We start from the raw sequence: 15,921 nt of genomic DNA on the forward strand, positions 1-15,921 counted from the left end.
CGCAGGCCCTAAACCTCGTCAAAACCCGATTTTTTCGGGAAATTCCAAGGTTTATGCGCGGTTCCACGTATATTCTACGGCAAAACGGAAACACAGAATATCAGAATGGTCTATTAAATTTGGTAGGGAGGTGAACCCTGATGAACAAATCCGACTTGATCTCTCAAGTGGCGGAAAGTGCAGAATTGTCCAAGAAAGACGCGACCAAAGCGGTCGACGCGGTTTTTGACGCAATCTCTGAGGCTCTGCAAAACGGAGACAAAGTACAATTGGTAGGTTTCGGAAACTTTGAAGTGCGCGAGCGTTCCGCACGTAAAGGCCGCAACCCGCAAACCGGAGAAGAAATCGAAATCCCTGCGAGCAAAATTCCAGCATTCAAACCAGGCAAAGCGCTCAAAGACGGAATTAAATAAAGATTTCTACATATTTTCCGTGTTGAAAGAGTCCGTGGGCATTTTGTTCACGGCCTTTTCTTTTAACATCAACAGTGTGCTAATATTTGTCGGGGAGGAATGCCGTTCATGAATCAGGAGCAACAGTCCAAATCCGGCGGAGCCGAACAGGGGACGGGCAGCGGCGATTATTTCGTCGTCAAGGCCAAGGAACAAGGGGTAACGGTCATCGGCTTGACCCGTGGCAAGGATACCCGGTTTCACCATACGGAAAAGCTGGATAAGGGCGAGGTGCTGATCGCCCAGTTCACCGACCATACTTCGGCCGTCAAGGTCAGGGGCAAAGCGGTCGTTTATACGAAGCACGGGATCATCGACACGGACGAATGAAAATCAATTTGCAGGCATAGCCTGCTTTTTTCTTTTGTAGAATGGGATATGAACCTTTAAGGATGTCCGGGAGATCCGGTGAAAATCGAAGGGGGATTCCCGTGAAGTCGAATTGGATGATGCGAGCCCTGCTGCTGACCTGCGGCGTGGCCGTCGCTTTGGCTCTGATGACGAGAGAAGGAGGCCCCTTGTACGAACAGGGGCGGCTTGTCGCCGAGGTTTTCTCGGAGACCGGCAAGCCCGTCGAATTGACCGACGACAATCTGGTCGACAGCTTGTCTTCCCTTGAACTGAATGTCCCGATTGCGAAGGTGGATTTGAACGGCGGGATTCTCTCGGTCGATCTCAAGGTGAAGGATGAGCGGCTGACTAAAGGTGAATTGTATGCCGGAATGGCGGAGCTGATTTCATTTGCGTTTGCTCGGACGCCCAACATCGACCAACTGCTGCTTCGCCTCATCGCGGAGGACCGGTGGCTCGGAAGCCGGTATTTGCTGGTGGCCGCGGATGTACGCCGCGGGGAATGGCCGGCCGACGCGCCTGAGCGGCTTCGCAAGACCGGAGACGGAGAAATCCCGGCGGATTTGAAGCGGTGGTTCCGTCTGACGGAGACGGCGTTGTGGAGGGACAAAATCCATTAAGCCCCTCCGTGCGCTCCCAAATAACATATGCTATAATAGACAAGATTGTGACATCTTTGTTTCCAGAGTGTAAACGAAGATGTCAGTATTAGCGGCTCGGAGGCAGAGGATGAGACCTGATCGCATAACAGAACTGGCCCAAAAGTATGTCGAATACGACATGATTACGACCCACACGGAGCTACCGGTTTTCCCGGTTACCCGTGTTCGTTTGCTTTATACGTTTTTAAAGGATTCGGCCCGTCTGCCGGAACGCTCGGGGGAAACCTGCGCGCTTGCGGCTTTCCTCGTTCAGTTGGGGCTCGATACGCATGACATGATCGATGTCGGGGATTTCCGGATGGAAGAAAAGGAAATGCGTTCGCGGCAATTGAAGGTGCTGGCCGGTGATTACTTCAGCAGCGTTTTTTATCAGCAGTTGGCGCAGGAGGGGCTGATCGGCATGATCTCCGCTTTGAGCGCGGCGATCTGCGAAGTCAACCGGATCAAAGTCCGGCTTTATATGGGACTTAGGAATATGCGGATTTCCGCGGAGGAGTACATAAAACAGCGCGTTCGGGTGAAAAGCGAGTTATTCCATGCGTTTACCGATCAATTGGACAAGTCGGCGCAGAACATTTGGTCGCTGCTGTTAACCGAATTAAGCCGTTGCGAAGTGGCGCTGGACGAACTGAGTCTCGGTCCGGAAGCTCCGGAGGAACGGAAGGGTTACGCTTATTTGCGGATCTGGGAGACCGGCACCTCGGAAGACAAAGCGAAGCTCGCTCAAAACGCGCTGGAGGCGGGAGAGTGGCACCGGCTGCTTCGGAAATACCGGATTGACAAGCAATTGATCGCCATGCTGCACCAATCTTTGGAGAACGTAAAAAATCTGGTCCCCGAGTGCGGGGGAGAACAAACCCGCACCGAGATCGGCGCGATCCTGGAGCCGATGGTCGCCGTACTGGCGTCCCGGTCTCCCGCAATTCAGGAAGGGTAAGGTGAAGGGCTTAAATGAATAATCCGTCCTCCAAACCGAAGGAAGAGTTCGTACATTCCGTGTTTCAAAGCGTGGCACCGAAGTACGATCTTATGAACGATATTATCAGCTTTGGCCGCCATAGGGCCTGGCGGAAATTCACGATGAACAAGATGAATATGGCGCCGGGGGATACGGCGATCGACTTGTGCTGCGGCACTTGCGATTGGACGATCAGCATGGCGGAGGCGAGCGGGGGCCCGATTACGGGCCTGGATTTCAGCGAAAATATGCTGAAGATCGGCCGCCGCAAAGTCGAGGAGCGCGGGCTGGACCGCTCGATTCGGCTCGTCCAGGGCAACGCGATGGACCTCCCGTTCGAAGACGACACCTTCCATTTTGCCACGATCGGGTTCGGCCTTCGCAATGTACCCGATCCGCGCCAAGTGCTTGCCGAAATGACCAGAGTGGTCAAGCCCGGCGGCAAAGTGGTCTGCCTGGAGCTGTCGAAACCGACCTGGCAGCCGTTTAAAGGGCTGTATTATTTCTATTTCAGATATCTGATGCCGATGCTAGGCAAGCTGATCGCCAAGCGGTACTCGCAATACAAGTGGCTTCCGGAATCGCTGATACAGTTCCCGGGCCGCAAAGAGCTTGCGGGAATTTATACGGAAGTCGGGCTGTCCAACGTCGAAGTGTATCCTTTTTTCGGCGGTATTGCCGCACTGCATATCGGGACGAAGGAGAAGCAAGATGTTTAGGAAAATTGGAATATTTCTACAGATGATTAAGTTTGAACACACGGTATTTGCACTTCCTTTTGCCTTCATGGGGGCTCTGCTCGGCTCCGTGGCGATTCACCAACACCTTCCGTCATGGGCCGAAATCGGTTGGGTGCTGCTGGCGATGTTCGGAGCGCGCAGCGCGGCGATGGGGCTCAACCGGCTGATCGACCGCGTCAGCGACGCCAAAAACCCGCGTACCGCCAACCGGGCGATCCCGGCCGGCCTGCTGAAGATCGGCGAGGTCGTCGTCTTTATTATTTGTTCTTTCGCCTTGCTGTTCTGGGCGGCCGCGGAATTGAACCCGCTGGCGATGAAGCTGCTGCCGATCGCCGTGTTCATGCTTGTGTTTTATTCTTACACCAAACGTTTCACCTGGCTGTGTCACGTGGTACTCGGTATTACGATCGCCTTGGCTCCGCTGGGCGGATGGGTGGCCGTGGCCGGGAAGGTCGACGCTGCGGCTCTGGTCTTTTACGTAACGATTATTTTTTGGATTGCCGGCTTCGATATTATTTATTCTTGTCAGGATGTGGAGTTTGACACCAAAGAAGGGCTCCATTCGATTCCCGTCCGATTCGGGGTCGCGAAATCCCTGAAAATCGCGCAAGCCTTCCATATCGTCACGGCGATCGGATTTATCGCGCTGCTGCTGATGAGCGATTTGGGCTGGTGGTATATCGCGGGCATGATTATCGCATATCTGATCCTTTTCTATGAGCATCATATCGTTTCTCCCGGCGATTTAAGCCGGCTGCAAACGGCATTTTTCACCATGAACGGGGTATTGAGCATCGTTGTCTTTTCCTTCACCCTGATCGATTTGGTGGTGCGCCATTCCTGATGCATGAGAACGCGAAGAAGAACAGGGGACTCGTTGTAGGAATTACCGGGGCCAGCGGCTCCGCTTATGGCGTCAAGCTGGTGCAAACGCTGCTGGATCTCGGTTTCACCGTTCATCTCGTTATTTCAAATGCGGGCTGGCGGGTGTTGAAGGAGGAGCTGGGTTGGGAAACGACGGATCGCGAAGCCGCATTGCGCAAGCATTTGCGCGAGACCGCCGGCAACTGGGTGTACCATCCAATCGCGGATATCGGCGCCTCGATCGCCAGCGGTTCTTTTTTGGCGATGGGAATGATCATTATGCCTTGCTCCATGGGGACGCTCTCCTCGATCGCGAACGGTGCGTCGGACAATCTGATGACCCGGGCGGCCGATGTCATGATGAAGGAAGGGCGCCCGCTGGTGCTGGTTCCCCGCGAAACTCCGCTTCACGCGATCCATCTCGAAAACATGTTGAAGCTGGCCAGGCTCGGCGTACGCTTGATTCCGGCGATGCCCGCTTTTTATTTTGGCCCCAAAACCATTGACGATCTGGTCGCTTTCCTGGTGGGCAAAGTACTGGACAATTTGAACATCGAACATGCGCTATTTAAAAGATGGGGGGATCACGATGAACAACCGGGAGAATGACGACATCCTCATCGGAAAAATCAAATATACGAATGTATGGCCCGTTTTTCATCATTTTGACGCGAAAGGCCTGTCGCGACCCGTCACGATGGTGACGGACGTGCCTTCGGCGCTGAACCGCCGGATGCTGGGCGGCTCGCTTGACCTGTCGCCCGTTTCGTCGTTTGCCTTCGGTTACGGGGCGGAGAATTTGGTGCTTCTGCCCGAGCTATCCGTAAGCTCGGACGGTCCGGTAAACTCGATTCTGCTGTTTTCCCGGAAACCTCCGGAAGAAATTCGCAACGGGGTCATCGCGCTTACGAATACTTCGGCGACCTCGATCAATTTGTTGAAAATCATTATGGAGAAGGCCTATGAAGGCAAGCCGACCTATTGGGAAAGCGAGCCCGTGCTGGATCAGATGATGGAACGCAGCGACGCCGCGCTGCTGATCGGCGACCACGCCATCCAGGCTTCCTGGCGGGATCACGGTTATATCGTTACGGATTTGGGGGAAGTCTGGAAGCAATGGACCGGTTACGGCATGACGTTCGCGGTTTGGGCCGTGCAGCGGACGTTTGCGGATTCCCATCCCGATTTTTTGTCCGAAGTCCTGGGCGCCTTCGCGGCGAGCAAACGTCAAAGCCTGGGGAATTTGACGCCGCTGGTGGACAAAGCCATCGATGAGATCGGAGGCACGAGGGAGTATTGGGAACATTATTTCCGGAACTTGTGTTATGATTTTAGTGAACAGCGGCAGAAGGGACTGGCCTTATACTTTACGTACGCCCACGAAATGGGGCTTCTGCCGAAGGAAGTACGGATGGATATTTGGAGTGAGAATAAGCTGACACGGGTGAAAGAATGAAATTAATGGATATTTTCGGCGCGCTGAAAAGGGATATGGATTTTATTGAGCGGCAGCTGTACCGGAGCATCGAAGGCGATGAGGAGCTGCTGAGCGAAACGTCTCTGCACCTGCTGAAGGCGGGAGGTAAACGGCTGCGCCCGGTTTTCGTTCTGCTCGGCGGGAAATTCGGGACCTACGATTTGGAGAAGCTGCAGCATGTGGCGGTACCCCTGGAGTTGATTCACTCGGCGACGCTCGTCCATGACGATGTCATCGACGATGCCGGAACCCGAAGAGGGAAGCCTACGGTAAAGGCCAAATGGGACAATAAAATCGCGATGTATACCGGCGATTTCCTCTATGCGAAAGCGTTGACGCTGGCCACCCGGCTCCCGATTCCGGAGCTGCACCGCATTCTGGCCAAAGCGATGGTGCAGATGTCGATCGGGGAAATGGAGCAGATCCGCGATTTTTTCAACACGGAGCAGTCGGTCCGGCAATATCTGCTGCGCATTCGCCGCAAGACGGCGCTGTTGATCGCGATCAGCTGTCAGCTCGGCGCTTTGGCCTCGGAAGCTTCGTCCCGAATTCATACCCAGCTCTATCGGTACGGGTACAATGTCGGGATGGCCTTTCAAATCCGGGACGATCTGCTGGATTTGTGCGGTACGGAGAAAAGCTTGGGCAAACCGCCGGGCAGCGACATGCGGCAAGGGAACATCACTTTGCCGGTCATTTATGCGCTGCAGGACCCGGAGATCCGCGAGCCGCTTCTGGCGGAACTCGAAGTGATCCGGTCGAACGGAATGGAGGCGGATGCCGGCCGGGCGATCGGGATGATCCTGTCGAGTCCGGGCATCCGTCGGGCGGAAGAACTGGCGGACCGGTTTATCGGAAAAGCTCTCGACGCCTTGGAAGGGCTTCCGGAAAGCAAATCCAAAACCCATCTCAAAGAGATAGCTCTCTTTGTAAATAAACGCTCCTATTGAGAAACAAGCTTACCAGCACCCCGTTTTTTTGGTAGAATGGTAATAAACTCACCTGTTGAGCCAGATTTTTCATGGATTACCAAGTTGTCGATATCGGGAGGAGAAGCATGGAACGTACTTTTTTGATGGTTAAGCCGGACGGCGTTCAGAGAGGATTGATCGGGCGCATTATCAGCCGTTTTGAGGACAAAGGCTTTAAGCTGGTTGCCGGAAAGTTTGTTCAGGTTACCCCGGAGCAAGCGAAACGGCATTATGCGGAGCATGAAGGAAAGCCATTCTTTGACAGTCTTGTGAGCTTCATCACCTCCGGGCCGGTGTTTGCCATGGTCTGGGAAGGGGATGACATCGTGGCGTTATCCCGAGCGGTCATCGGGAAGACCAAAGTCACGGAGGCGGCGCCAGGCACGATTCGCGGAGACTTTGCGGCCCATACCCCTTACAATTTGATTCACGGTTCGGACGGCCCCGAAAGCGCGGAGCGGGAGATCGCGAACTTCTTTGAGCCTCACGAAATCGTAGCCTATTCGAAGACGATTACGCCATGGATTTAATCTCGGCAAAAACGCCCATGGGCCAAGAGGAATCGGGCGTTCCGGATCCCGATTACACCGCGTTCATCCTTCATATCAAGAAAAGTACGGGGATCGACCTGGCCCAATATAAAGAAGCGCAGATGAAGCGCCGCTTGACGACCCTCCGCAACAAGAACGGATTTTCATCCTTCGATGCTTTTTATCATGCCATGATGGCAAACAAAACGCTATTCTACGAATTTCTCGACAAGATGACGATTAATGTCTCCGAATTCTGGCGCAATCCGAATCGTTGGGAAGTGTTAAGGGATGTCGTCCTTCCCGGACTTACCGCCGGCAAATCCAAGCTTCGCGTTTGGAGCGCGGCTTGTTCCACCGGTGAGGAGCCGTATACACTCTCCATGATCTTGGCGGATCAAGGGCTGTTGACGAGTACATACTTGCTGGCGAGCGATATCGATGAGGGTGCGCTGGCCAAGGCTGCGGAAGGTCTGTATCTGGAGCGGTCGCTCAAGGACGTTCCGCCGGAGGTGGCGAAACGTTACTTTACTCCCGAAGGGGCCATGTACCGTTTTGACCCCAAACTCAAAAAAGCGGTTACCTTCAAGAAGCAGAATCTGCTGCTCGATCCGTTCGAGGATAATTTCGATTTGATCGTTTGCCGCAACGTCATGATTTATTTTACCGAGGAAGCGAAGCACGGGCTTTATCATAAATTCGCCCAAGCGCTGCGTCCGGGCGGTATTCTGTTCGTCGGCAGCACGGAACAGATCTTTTCTCCGTCCCAGTACGGGTTGGAATCGGCGGAAACGTTTTTTTACAGAAAAAAGGCGTGAAATTCGGTATAAACCTTCGGCACTTTCCCCATAATGACTGACAACAGGGTTTAGGGAGGTCGCTGAATGGATAAAAGAAAGGTCATCGACGCCTATCGCCGAGGCTTCCTTACACCGCAGGAATGCGCCCAGGTTCTTGGCGTGGAGAAGGGCCAGTTGATGCGTCTGCTGGAGCAGCCCGGGGGCACCGGAACGGAGAAACGGCATTTGGATAACCAGCCGGCCTCGGGAAACTAATAGCGCGGAAATAAACCGATCCACAACCCACATCGAAGTTTAAATCAAACGTGCGTTTTTTCGCGTTCAGCGGAGGGGCGCGCGTTTTTTTCATGAAGGGGGCTGTGCCCCGATTAAATGAAAAACGGGAGCAAAAATAATCCGGTAATGAAGCGAAGTGGTACACGTTGCCGGAAAAAGCGTCGGCGTGGAAAAAAGCCCGGAAAGAATCCAAATTGTCTATAAGTCGACGTATTGGCGGGCATTCCGTTCATATGACCGATCATTTCGTTTGAAGGAATTGCAAGAGTAATGTACTCCTGGTCAACATGTGCAATAAACCCATCGTGAGACTGGCCGTCAGAAGTGGTTATACCAACATATTTATTCATACAGCTCATTGCGACTTGTTGATAATTGGTGTCCATGGATAACGATAACCTCCTAAAATATATTCGACAATAGTCTATGGACTACAACCTACTTTGATCGCGGCATCTGCCTATAGGTCAAAAAATTTCATAGCGTTGACGGGGGGATGATCCATGCGTTTGGGGGGACAATTAAAAATCCAGAAAAAATACGGACGTGACAAGACATTAGTACTAATATTATAATGAGCAAAGAAATCATCGGATTTTAGCTCTTTACAGTTTAACAGTTTAAAGGGGGAACGCATCATGACACTACGTTACTTGACTGCCGGGGAAACGCACGGTCCCCAGCTTACGGCGATTATTGAAGGTTTGCCCAGCAATTTGAAGCTGGATTTCGAGAAGCTTAATTTTGAACTGGCCCGCCGCCAGAAGGGATACGGACGAGGGCGTCGGATGCAAATCGAGAAGGACACGGCGCAAATTGTCGGCGGCGTACGTCACGGAAATACGACCGGCGCGCCGGTGGCGCTGGTTGTCGCCAACAATGACTGGACGCATTGGCGGAACATTATGAATATCGAGCCCATCGAAGGAACGGATGAGGAGAAGCGCCGGGTTCACCGGCCGCGCCCGGGTCATGCGGATCTGAACGGCGGATTGAAATATAACCTCAAAGATTTACGCAACGTGCTGGAACGCTCCAGCGCTCGGGAAACGGCGATTCGCGTCGCCGTCGGTGCGGTGGCGAAGCAGCTTCTGGAGAAATTCGGCATCCGTATCGCCGGTCAGGTGATCCGGATCGGGGAAATCGAAGCGCCGCCGCACCATCTGTCCCTGGAAGAGATGGCCCGCCTTACGGAAGAGTCCTCCGTCCGGGTGGTCGATCCGGAAACGGAGAAGAAGATGGAGGCCTACATCGACAAAATCAAGGAAGAAGGCGACTCCATCGGCGGCATCGTGGAATGCATCGTCGAAGGCGTGCCGGTGGGATTGGGCAGCCATGTGCAGTACGACCGCAAGCTGGACGGCAGAATCGCCCAAGCGGTTATGTCGATCAATGCTTTTAAAGGCGTTGAGATCGGAATCGGTTTTGAAGCCGGGAAATTACCGGGATCCAAAGTCCATGACGAGATCCTGTACAGCGAGGAGCGCGGCTATTACCGGGCGACGAATCGCCTGGGAGGCTTTGAAGGCGGTATGACCAACGGCATGCCGATCGTGGTTCGCGGCGTCATGAAACCGATCCCGACCTTGTACAAGCCGCTCCAAAGCGTGGATATCGATACGAAAGAACCTTTCACGGCCCAGGTGGAACGTTCCGACGCCTGCGCGGTTCCGGCGGCGAGCGTCGTTCTGGAGCATGTGGTGGCTTGGGAAGTGGCCAAGGCGTTCCTGGAGAAATTCGGCGGCGATTCCATTGAGGAAATCAAACGCAATGTGCAGAGCTACAAGGCTCAGTTGGAGAGCTACTGATGCGTACGCTACAAGTGGATTTGGGGGACCGGTCCTATCCGATATATATCGGCAGCGGCCTGCTAAACGAAGCGGGCCTGATCTTCGCCAAGCATCAATTGAGCAAGAAAAGCCCGGTCCTGATCGTTACGGACGACCATGTAGCCCCGCTTTATTTGAAGCGGGTGGAAGAGAACCTGCAAGCCGAAGGTTACCGGACCGTCAGCAAAGTCGTTAAGGCCGGAGAGAAGGCAAAATCCCTGGACGTATTCCATGATGTGATGACGGCCGCCATCGAAGGCGGCCTGGACCGGCGCTCCGCCGTTGTCGCGCTAGGTGGCGGCGTGGTCGGCGATCTGGCGGGATTCGTGGCCGCGACTTATATGCGCGGCGTGCCGTTCGTCCAGATGCCGACGACCATTTTGGCGCACGACAGCAGCGTGGGCGGCAAGGTGGCGATCAACCATCCGCTCGCGAAGAACATGATCGGCGCCTTTCACCAGCCGGAACTCGTCCTGTACGACGTCGATACCCTTCGGACGCTGCCCGAACGTGAAATCCGGGCGGGGCTGTCCGAGATGGTCAAGCACGGTCTGATCTGGGACGCCGAGTTCGCGGCATGGTGCGGGGAGAATACCGACCGACTGCTCGCGCTCGATCCCGAGACATTGAGCTACGGTCTCACGATGGGCTGCTCGATCAAGGCGCAAGTCGTGTCCCAGGACGAGCGGGAGCTGGGATTGCGGGCGATTTTGAATTTGGGTCATACGATCGGTCACGCACTGGAAGCGATCGGCGGGTATGGCGAATTTTTGCACGGGGAAGCGATCTCCATAGGAATGGCGGCTTCGGCGCTGATCGCCGTCAACCGCGGCGCCGACCGGGCGTTATACGCGGAGACTGTCCGATTGCTTGGCGGCTTCGGGCTGCCGACGGTCATGCCGGAGCATCTGGATGAAGAACGCATCATCGGCGCGATGATGCATGACAAGAAGTTCAAGGAGCAGCAGCTCGTTTTTGTGCTTCCGGTTGCGATCGGCCAAGTGGAAATCGTATCGGATGTGAAGGTGGAGGAGGTCCGCCGGGTCATTCGGGAATTAAAAAAGGAGGGGCCTCATGTATAACCGTGGAATTCGCGGAGCCACAACGGTAAACCGCAACGAAGAGAAAGAGATTCTGGATGCGACGGCCGAACTTCTTCAGGAAGTCGTTCGACGGAACGAAATCGTACCGGAGGATATTTGCAGCGTTTGGATCACCGTCACGCCCGATCTGGACGCCACTTTTCCGGCTAAAGCCATCCGGGCTTTAAACGGCTGGGATATGGTGCCCTTGATGTGTTCGACGGAAATTCCGGTGAAGGGCGGGCTGCCGAAATGCATCCGCCTGCTCCTGCATGTAAACACGACCAAAGGGCAGCGGGAAATGAAGCACATTTACATGAACGAGGCGCAAAGCTTGCGCCCCGATCTGAGCGGATCGGAGTCCTAAGACGGGCTTTCGCGAAATAGAAGTTGCAAGACGGACGTTGTTGCGTTATATTATTTTTAAGATTTTCACGAAAGCGTCGTGAAGAGAAGAGATCATCCTTTCGGATGAAGAGAAGAGCAGTTTGAGACGAAGATTGCAATATGTTTAGAGTTGAGTAGAGCTGAGCTGAGATGAGCAGAGACGAGTTGAGTTTGGAGCGAGGAATTGCTTCGATGTGATCAGATTATGATGGCGATAGGGATAAGGCGCTCGTAAACACCACGAAAGTCCACAGCGGACCGGGGTTGCGTTCGGTTTATTTCGCATGAGCCAGTCGTGTGCCTGAATCATGGGAGCATCCATAATTCCGTTCCTACAACTTTACTGCATGGAAGCAAACCTCTACTTAAGTAGAGGTTTTTTTGTTTTTTCAATATATGTTTTTTCATTTTAAAGCCGAAAAGGAAGGGTGCTATTATGACGACTCCCCACGTTGAACAGGTCATCGCCATGGCCAAGGACTACAATTTGATTCCGATCGTTCGGACGCTGCTTGCCGATTTGGAGACACCGATCCGGATATTCCGGCGGTTCGCCCGGCGCGATCGGGCATTTTTACTTGAAAGCGTGGAGGGCGGCATTCAATGGGCCCGCTATTCCTTTATCGGAACCGATCCTTTTCTGATGATCACGGCCAAAAAAGGCGAGATGGTGATGGAGCGGCAAGGAGAAAAACAGATCTTCGCTTCCCGGAGGCCCGTGGATGAGCTGAAGGCGGTGCTCCGCGGTTACCGCAGCCCCAAGCTCCCGGAGATGCCGCCCTTTACCGGGGGGGGCGATCGGATTTTTCGGTTATGACCTTTTGCAGTACTATGAAAAGCTTCCGGCCCATCGGGTGGATGATCTCGGGATGCAGGATATGCAGTTTATGTTTTGCGACCAGGTCATCGTCTTCGACCACGTCAAGCAGCGGATCATGCTGGTGGCCAATGTGCATATCCGTGAAGGTGACCGGGACGAGGATATCCGCAAGGCGTACGAGGCGGCGGAAAAGAAGCTGGACGAAGCGGCGGATCTCCTGCAGCAGGAAGGTCCCGGAGAAAACTTCAACCGCACCCCCATTCCAGGGAACGTGGATCTCGGCGATGTGCGCTCCAACCTGACGAAGGAGCAATTTTTGGCCAACGTGGAGAAGGGGAAAGAGTATATCCGAGCGGGCGACATTTTTCAGGTGGTGCTGTCCCAGCGCTTTCACATCGAAACCGAGGTGGACCCGCTTCATGTGTACCGCGTGCTGCGCACGTTGAATCCTTCGCCGTATATGTATTACCTCAAAATGGACGATGAAATCATCGTAGGTACCTCGCCGGAAGCTTTGGTCAAGGTGGAGGGCGATCGGGTGGAGACGAGGCCGATCGCCGGCACCCGGCCGCGAGGCGCGACGGGCGAGGAGGATGACGCTCTGGAAGCGGAGCTGCTGCAAGATGAGAAAGAGCGGGCGGAGCATTTGATGCTGGTGGATTTGGGCCGCAATGATCTAGGACGCGTTTCGGAATTCGGTACGGTCAAATGCGATTCGTACATGGAAATTGAACGGTACTCCCATGTCATGCATATGGTCTCCAAGGTTTCCGGCAAGCTTGCGGAGGACAAAGATTTCTTCGACGCCTTTCTGTCCTGTCTGCCGGCGGGGACTGTATCCGGTGCGCCCAAACTGCGGGCGATGGAGATCATCGCCGAGCTGGAGAATGAAGCGCGGGGAACTTATGCCGGAGCCATCGGGTATCTGGGCTTTTCCGGGAACATGGACTCCTGCATTACGATTCGGACGATAGTGTTTAAGCAAGGAAAAGCCTACGTTCAGGCGGGCGGGGGCATCGTATGGGATTCCGTACCGGAAAACGAATACCAGGAATCGGTAAACAAGGCCAAGGCGCTGCTGACGGCGATCCGCACGGCGGAGCAGATGTTTCCGTCGCCGGCACGGAACGACGGCGTGATTAACCAGGATTATCTTTACGAATACACCCCGCGGGGATAAGGAGGAAACAATCATGAACGGAATGATGGACGGGACGCGGAGCGGACAGGAAGCGCTGCAGTACGGGATCGGCCGTCTCATTGAAGGCCGGAATCTGGAGCGTACGGAAGCCCGCGGCATTATGGAGGCGATCATGAACGGCGAATCGACGCCCGCCCAGATCGGAGGATTGTTGACCGCTCTCCGGATCAAAGGGGAGACGGTCGAGGAGATCACCGGTTTTGCGGAAGCGATGAGAAGCCATGCGAGCCGTCTGCAAACGGAAAGCCGCCAACTGCTGGACACGTGCGGTACAGGCGGATCGGGGATTCATAAATTCAACATCTCCACGACCTCGGCGATCGTGGCGGCTTCGGTCTCCGTGCGGGTCGCCAAGCACGGCAACCGTTCGGCTTCGGGGCGTGCGGGCAGCGCGGACGTGCTGGAGTCGCTGGGGGTAAACATTCATTTGAACGCCGAACAGGCCAAGCGGTGCCTGGATGAAATCGGAATCTGCTTCCTGTTCGCGCAGGTTTACCATCCGTCGATGCGCCATGCGGCCGCGCCGCGCAAAGAACTCGGGGTGAGAACCGTCTTCAATATGCTGGGGCCGCTGACGAATCCGGCCGGGGCGGACCGCCAGGTGCTCGGCATCTATGATGCGGGCAAAACCGAGACGATCGCCAAGGTGCTTAACGAATTGGGCTCCAAGCGGGCGTTGGTCGTGACAAGCCGCGAAGGTTTGGATGAGATCAGCATTTCATCGCCGACCAAGGTGTCCGAACTCAAAAACGGCGTGATTACGACCTATGAATTGCGGCCCGAGGATCTGGGCTTAAGAACTTATCCGTTGAACGAAATGATCGGCGGCGATCCGGCGACGAACGCTGAGATTATCCGCCGCGTGCTGGAAGGTGAGAAAGGGGCCTACCGCGACGTCGTACTGGCAAACGCCGGGGCATGTATTTACGTTTCGGGCCTGGCGGACAGTATGGCCGAAGGCGTAAAAATTGCGGCGGAGTCGATTGATTCCGGACGGGCGATGACGAAGTTGGAGCAATTAATTCAGACGACGGGAGAATTGAGCTATGTATCTTGATCGCATTGTAGAGACGAAAAGAAAAGAGGTCGAACGCTTGGCGGCAAGCTTGTCACGGTCCGCGGCGGAGCGGGACATTGCGGCCCTGCCGCCGACCCGGGGCTTTCATGACGCCTTGACGCGGCGGCGGAAGCGGGAGATCGGGCTGATCGCCGAGGTGAAGAAAGCCTCGCCGTCCAAAGGGCTGATCCGTCCGGATTTTCACCCGGTCAGCCTGGCCGAAGCTTACGTCAGCGCCGGGGCCGACTGCATTTCGGTGCTGACGGACGAAACGTATTTTCAGGGAAGCGCCGCCTATTTGTCCGCCATTCGCGAAGCGGTTGACGTACCGCTGCTCCGCAAGGACTTCATTATCGACGACCGCCAGGTTTATGAAGCGCGGTTAATGGGCGCGGACGCTGTACTGCTGATCGCCGCCATTCTGACGGATGATCAGCTCGCCAGTTATTCCGTCTTGGCGAAGGACCTTGGGCTCGATGTCCTGCTGGAGGTCCATGATCAAGCGGAGTTGGAACGAGCCCTGGAATTCGGGTCCACCACCCTGATCGGGGTAAATAACCGGAACCTGCGGACCTTCGAAACTTCATTGGAGACCACGGCTTCTCTATCGGAACGCGTACCCGCCAACATTACGCTGATCAGCGAAAGCGGAATTCGAACCCGGGAGGATATCGCTTATTTGTCGGGAGCCGGGGCACGCGGCGTACTGATCGGTGAAACTTTTATGCGGCGGGAACGAGTGGACGAAGCGGTGTTCGAATTGTTGGGCCCGCTTGGCGGGACCTTGTCGGGTTCGCCCCGCACCGAAGGGAGCGGGATCTGAAATGGGACACACGGCCGTAAAAATTTGTGGACTTCAAAGCGTTGAAGTGCTAAAATCTATGATAAACTTGCCGGTGGATTTCATCGGCTACGTATTTGCGGAGAGCCGCAGAAAGATCAGTCCGGCCAAGGCCGCCGAGTTGACCGCTGCGCTGAACAGCCTCGGGAACGGCAAGGTTCCGGAGACCGTCGGCGTATTTGTCAATCCGACGTTGGAGGAGCTTGAAGAAGTATTGTCCGAAGCCCGTTTGGATGTGGTTCAGCTGCATGGAACGGAAGCTCCGGAGTTTTGCGGGGAGGTCAAACGGCGTTTTGGCGTAAAGGTGTTCAAAGCGTTTTCCGTCAAACCGGACGGGATTCTGCACGGAGGACTTTCTTTGGAAGCCTATGAGGGCGTTATCGACGGAATTTTACTGGATACTTACGACCCCCGTTATGGGGGCGGTTCGGGGACGGCTTTCGCTTGGGAGTATGCCGCCTATTACCGGGATTGGGCGAGAGAACGCGGGATCTTGTTCCTGGCGGCCGGAGGTTTGCACCCGGAGAATGTCCGGGACGCTATTGCGGCAATGGAGCCCGACGGCGTTGACGTCTCCAGCGGGGTAGAAAGCGAAGGCGTCAAAGACCCCGCGAAAATCGCGG

The 15,921-nt window shown here is 54.9% G+C and carries 18 protein-coding genes and 2 pseudogenes; 19 read left to right on the forward strand and 1 reads right to left on the reverse strand.

Going from position 1 to position 15,921, the window contains the following annotated elements; translation table 11 throughout:
* Window positions 1-140 precede the first annotated feature (140 nt).
* From FRY98_RS11585 to FRY98_RS28430, 12 genes are all read left to right on the forward strand, one after another.
* Complete coding sequence (locus tag FRY98_RS11585) at window positions 141-413, forward strand: HU family DNA-binding protein (protein WP_148451900.1); 273 nt, start codon at window positions 141-143, stop codon at window positions 411-413.
* Between the two features lie 108 nt (window positions 414-521).
* On the forward strand, window positions 522-782 hold the full coding sequence (gene mtrB / locus FRY98_RS11590; RefSeq protein ID WP_148451901.1) for a trp RNA-binding attenuation protein MtrB: 261 nt from the start codon (window positions 522-524) through the stop codon (window positions 780-782).
* A gap of 101 nt (window positions 783-883) precedes the next feature.
* A complete protein-coding gene (locus tag FRY98_RS11595) occupies window positions 884-1,423 on the forward strand; it encodes a hypothetical protein (protein ID WP_225039611.1) in 540 nt (179 codons plus the stop codon).
* A gap of 109 nt (window positions 1,424-1,532) precedes the next feature.
* Complete coding sequence (locus FRY98_RS11600) at window positions 1,533-2,402, forward strand: heptaprenyl diphosphate synthase component 1 (RefSeq protein ID WP_148451903.1); 870 nt, start codon at window positions 1,533-1,535, stop codon at window positions 2,400-2,402.
* A 14-nt stretch (window positions 2,403-2,416) separates the two neighbouring features.
* Window positions 2,417-3,142: a demethylmenaquinone methyltransferase gene (locus tag FRY98_RS11605; protein ID WP_148451904.1), complete on the forward strand. Its 726-nt coding sequence runs from the start codon at window positions 2,417-2,419 to the stop codon at window positions 3,140-3,142.
* Complete coding sequence (locus tag FRY98_RS11610; RefSeq protein ID WP_148451905.1) at window positions 3,135-4,007, forward strand: UbiA-like polyprenyltransferase; 873 nt, start codon at window positions 3,135-3,137, stop codon at window positions 4,005-4,007. The genes FRY98_RS11605 and FRY98_RS11610 overlap by 8 nt, the downstream gene beginning before the upstream one ends.
* Complete coding sequence (locus FRY98_RS11615; protein WP_148451906.1) at window positions 4,007-4,636, forward strand: UbiX family flavin prenyltransferase; 630 nt, start codon at window positions 4,007-4,009, stop codon at window positions 4,634-4,636. Before FRY98_RS11610 ends, FRY98_RS11615 begins: the two co-directional genes overlap by 1 nt.
* The gene (locus FRY98_RS11620; protein WP_148451907.1) at window positions 4,617-5,483 is read left to right on the forward strand and encodes a menaquinone biosynthesis protein; all 867 of its coding nucleotides are present in this window, start codon (window positions 4,617-4,619) and stop codon (window positions 5,481-5,483) included. Before FRY98_RS11615 ends, FRY98_RS11620 begins: the two co-directional genes overlap by 20 nt.
* Entirely contained in the window at window positions 5,480-6,454 is a 975-nt protein-coding gene (locus tag FRY98_RS11625) for a polyprenyl synthetase family protein (RefSeq protein WP_148451908.1), read from the forward strand. Before FRY98_RS11620 ends, FRY98_RS11625 begins: the two co-directional genes overlap by 4 nt.
* 107 nt (window positions 6,455-6,561) lie before the next feature.
* Complete coding sequence (ndk, locus tag FRY98_RS11630; protein ID WP_148451909.1) at window positions 6,562-7,005, forward strand: nucleoside-diphosphate kinase; 444 nt, start codon at window positions 6,562-6,564, stop codon at window positions 7,003-7,005.
* Window positions 6,996-7,823: a CheR family methyltransferase gene (locus FRY98_RS11635; protein ID WP_276508689.1), complete on the forward strand. Its 828-nt coding sequence runs from the start codon at window positions 6,996-6,998 to the stop codon at window positions 7,821-7,823. Before ndk ends, FRY98_RS11635 begins: the two co-directional genes overlap by 10 nt.
* Before the next feature lie 66 nt (window positions 7,824-7,889).
* The gene (locus tag FRY98_RS28430; RefSeq protein WP_170287075.1) at window positions 7,890-8,060 is read left to right on the forward strand and encodes a hypothetical protein; all 171 of its coding nucleotides are present in this window, start codon (window positions 7,890-7,892) and stop codon (window positions 8,058-8,060) included.
* 113 nt (window positions 8,061-8,173) lie between these two features.
* On the opposite strand, the gene FRY98_RS11640 is transcribed toward FRY98_RS28430, so the two are convergent.
* Complete coding sequence (locus FRY98_RS11640; protein ID WP_148451910.1) at window positions 8,174-8,467, reverse strand: phosphatidylinositol kinase; 294 nt, start codon at window positions 8,465-8,467, stop codon at window positions 8,174-8,176.
* A 252-nt stretch (window positions 8,468-8,719) separates the two neighbouring features.
* Between FRY98_RS11640 and aroC the strand changes: the two genes are divergently transcribed.
* The 7 genes and pseudogenes from aroC to FRY98_RS28935 all read left to right on the forward strand — a co-directional run.
* On the forward strand, window positions 8,720-9,889 hold the full coding sequence (aroC, locus tag FRY98_RS11645; protein ID WP_148451911.1) for a chorismate synthase: 1,170 nt from the start codon (window positions 8,720-8,722) through the stop codon (window positions 9,887-9,889).
* Window positions 9,889-10,992 (forward strand): 3-dehydroquinate synthase, encoded by a 1,104-nt coding sequence (gene aroB, locus FRY98_RS11650; protein ID WP_148451912.1) that lies wholly within the window; start codon window positions 9,889-9,891, stop codon window positions 10,990-10,992. Before aroC ends, aroB begins: the two co-directional genes overlap by 1 nt.
* Entirely contained in the window at window positions 10,985-11,359 is a 375-nt protein-coding gene (aroH, locus tag FRY98_RS11655; RefSeq protein WP_148451913.1) for a chorismate mutase, read from the forward strand. Before aroB ends, aroH begins: the two co-directional genes overlap by 8 nt.
* A 456-nt stretch (window positions 11,360-11,815) precedes the next feature.
* Window positions 11,816-13,379 (forward strand): annotated as a pseudogene (gene trpE / locus FRY98_RS11660) (anthranilate synthase component I).
* Window positions 13,380-13,401: 22 nt separating this feature from the next.
* Complete coding sequence (gene trpD / locus FRY98_RS11665; protein ID WP_249043410.1) at window positions 13,402-14,457, forward strand: anthranilate phosphoribosyltransferase; 1,056 nt, start codon at window positions 13,402-13,404, stop codon at window positions 14,455-14,457.
* Complete coding sequence (gene trpC, locus FRY98_RS11670) at window positions 14,447-15,280, forward strand: indole-3-glycerol phosphate synthase TrpC (protein ID WP_148451914.1); 834 nt, start codon at window positions 14,447-14,449, stop codon at window positions 15,278-15,280. Before trpD ends, trpC begins: the two co-directional genes overlap by 11 nt.
* A gap of 1 nt (window position 15,281) precedes the next feature.
* Window positions 15,282-15,920, forward strand: a pseudogene (locus tag FRY98_RS28935) (phosphoribosylanthranilate isomerase); the annotation flags it as partial.
* Window position 15,921: the final 1 nt, after the last annotated feature.

It is taken from the genome of Paenibacillus faecis, assembly GCF_008084145.1.
GTDB classification, from domain to species: Bacteria; Bacillota; Bacilli; order Paenibacillales; family Paenibacillaceae; genus Fontibacillus; species Fontibacillus faecis.

Excerpts from the sequence above, each read along its gene's own strand:
- FRY98_RS11615 (WP_148451906.1), top strand. The coding sequence starts at position 4,007 with ATGCATGAGAACGCGAAGAAGAACAGGGGACTCGTTGTAGGAATTACC.
- aroB (WP_148451912.1), top strand. The coding sequence starts at position 9,889 with ATGCGTACGCTACAAGTGGATTTGGGGGACCGGTCCTATCCGATATAT.
- mtrB (WP_148451901.1), top strand. The coding sequence starts at position 522 with ATGAATCAGGAGCAACAGTCCAAATCCGGCGGAGCCGAACAGGGGACG.
- trpD (WP_249043410.1), top strand. The coding sequence starts at position 13,402 with ATGATGGACGGGACGCGGAGCGGACAGGAAGCGCTGCAGTACGGGATC.
- FRY98_RS11635 (WP_276508689.1), top strand. The coding sequence starts at position 6,996 with ATGGATTTAATCTCGGCAAAAACGCCCATGGGCCAAGAGGAATCGGGC.
- FRY98_RS11620 (WP_148451907.1), top strand. The coding sequence starts at position 4,617 with ATGAACAACCGGGAGAATGACGACATCCTCATCGGAAAAATCAAATAT.
- FRY98_RS28430 (WP_170287075.1), top strand. The coding sequence starts at position 7,890 with ATGGATAAAAGAAAGGTCATCGACGCCTATCGCCGAGGCTTCCTTACA.
- FRY98_RS11610 (WP_148451905.1), top strand. The coding sequence starts at position 3,135 with ATGTTTAGGAAAATTGGAATATTTCTACAGATGATTAAGTTTGAACAC.
- aroC (WP_148451911.1), top strand. The coding sequence starts at position 8,720 with ATGACACTACGTTACTTGACTGCCGGGGAAACGCACGGTCCCCAGCTT.
- FRY98_RS11605 (WP_148451904.1), top strand. The coding sequence starts at position 2,417 with ATGAATAATCCGTCCTCCAAACCGAAGGAAGAGTTCGTACATTCCGTG.
- FRY98_RS11585 (WP_148451900.1), top strand. The coding sequence starts at position 141 with ATGAACAAATCCGACTTGATCTCTCAAGTGGCGGAAAGTGCAGAATTG.
- ndk (WP_148451909.1), top strand. The coding sequence starts at position 6,562 with ATGGAACGTACTTTTTTGATGGTTAAGCCGGACGGCGTTCAGAGAGGA.
- trpC (WP_148451914.1), top strand. The coding sequence starts at position 14,447 with ATGTATCTTGATCGCATTGTAGAGACGAAAAGAAAAGAGGTCGAACGC.
- FRY98_RS11600 (WP_148451903.1), top strand. The coding sequence starts at position 1,533 with ATGAGACCTGATCGCATAACAGAACTGGCCCAAAAGTATGTCGAATAC.
- aroH (WP_148451913.1), top strand. The coding sequence starts at position 10,985 with ATGTATAACCGTGGAATTCGCGGAGCCACAACGGTAAACCGCAACGAA.
- FRY98_RS11640 (WP_148451910.1), bottom strand. The coding sequence starts at position 8,467 with ATGGACACCAATTATCAACAAGTCGCAATGAGCTGTATGAATAAATAT.
- FRY98_RS11625 (WP_148451908.1), top strand. The coding sequence starts at position 5,480 with ATGAAATTAATGGATATTTTCGGCGCGCTGAAAAGGGATATGGATTTT.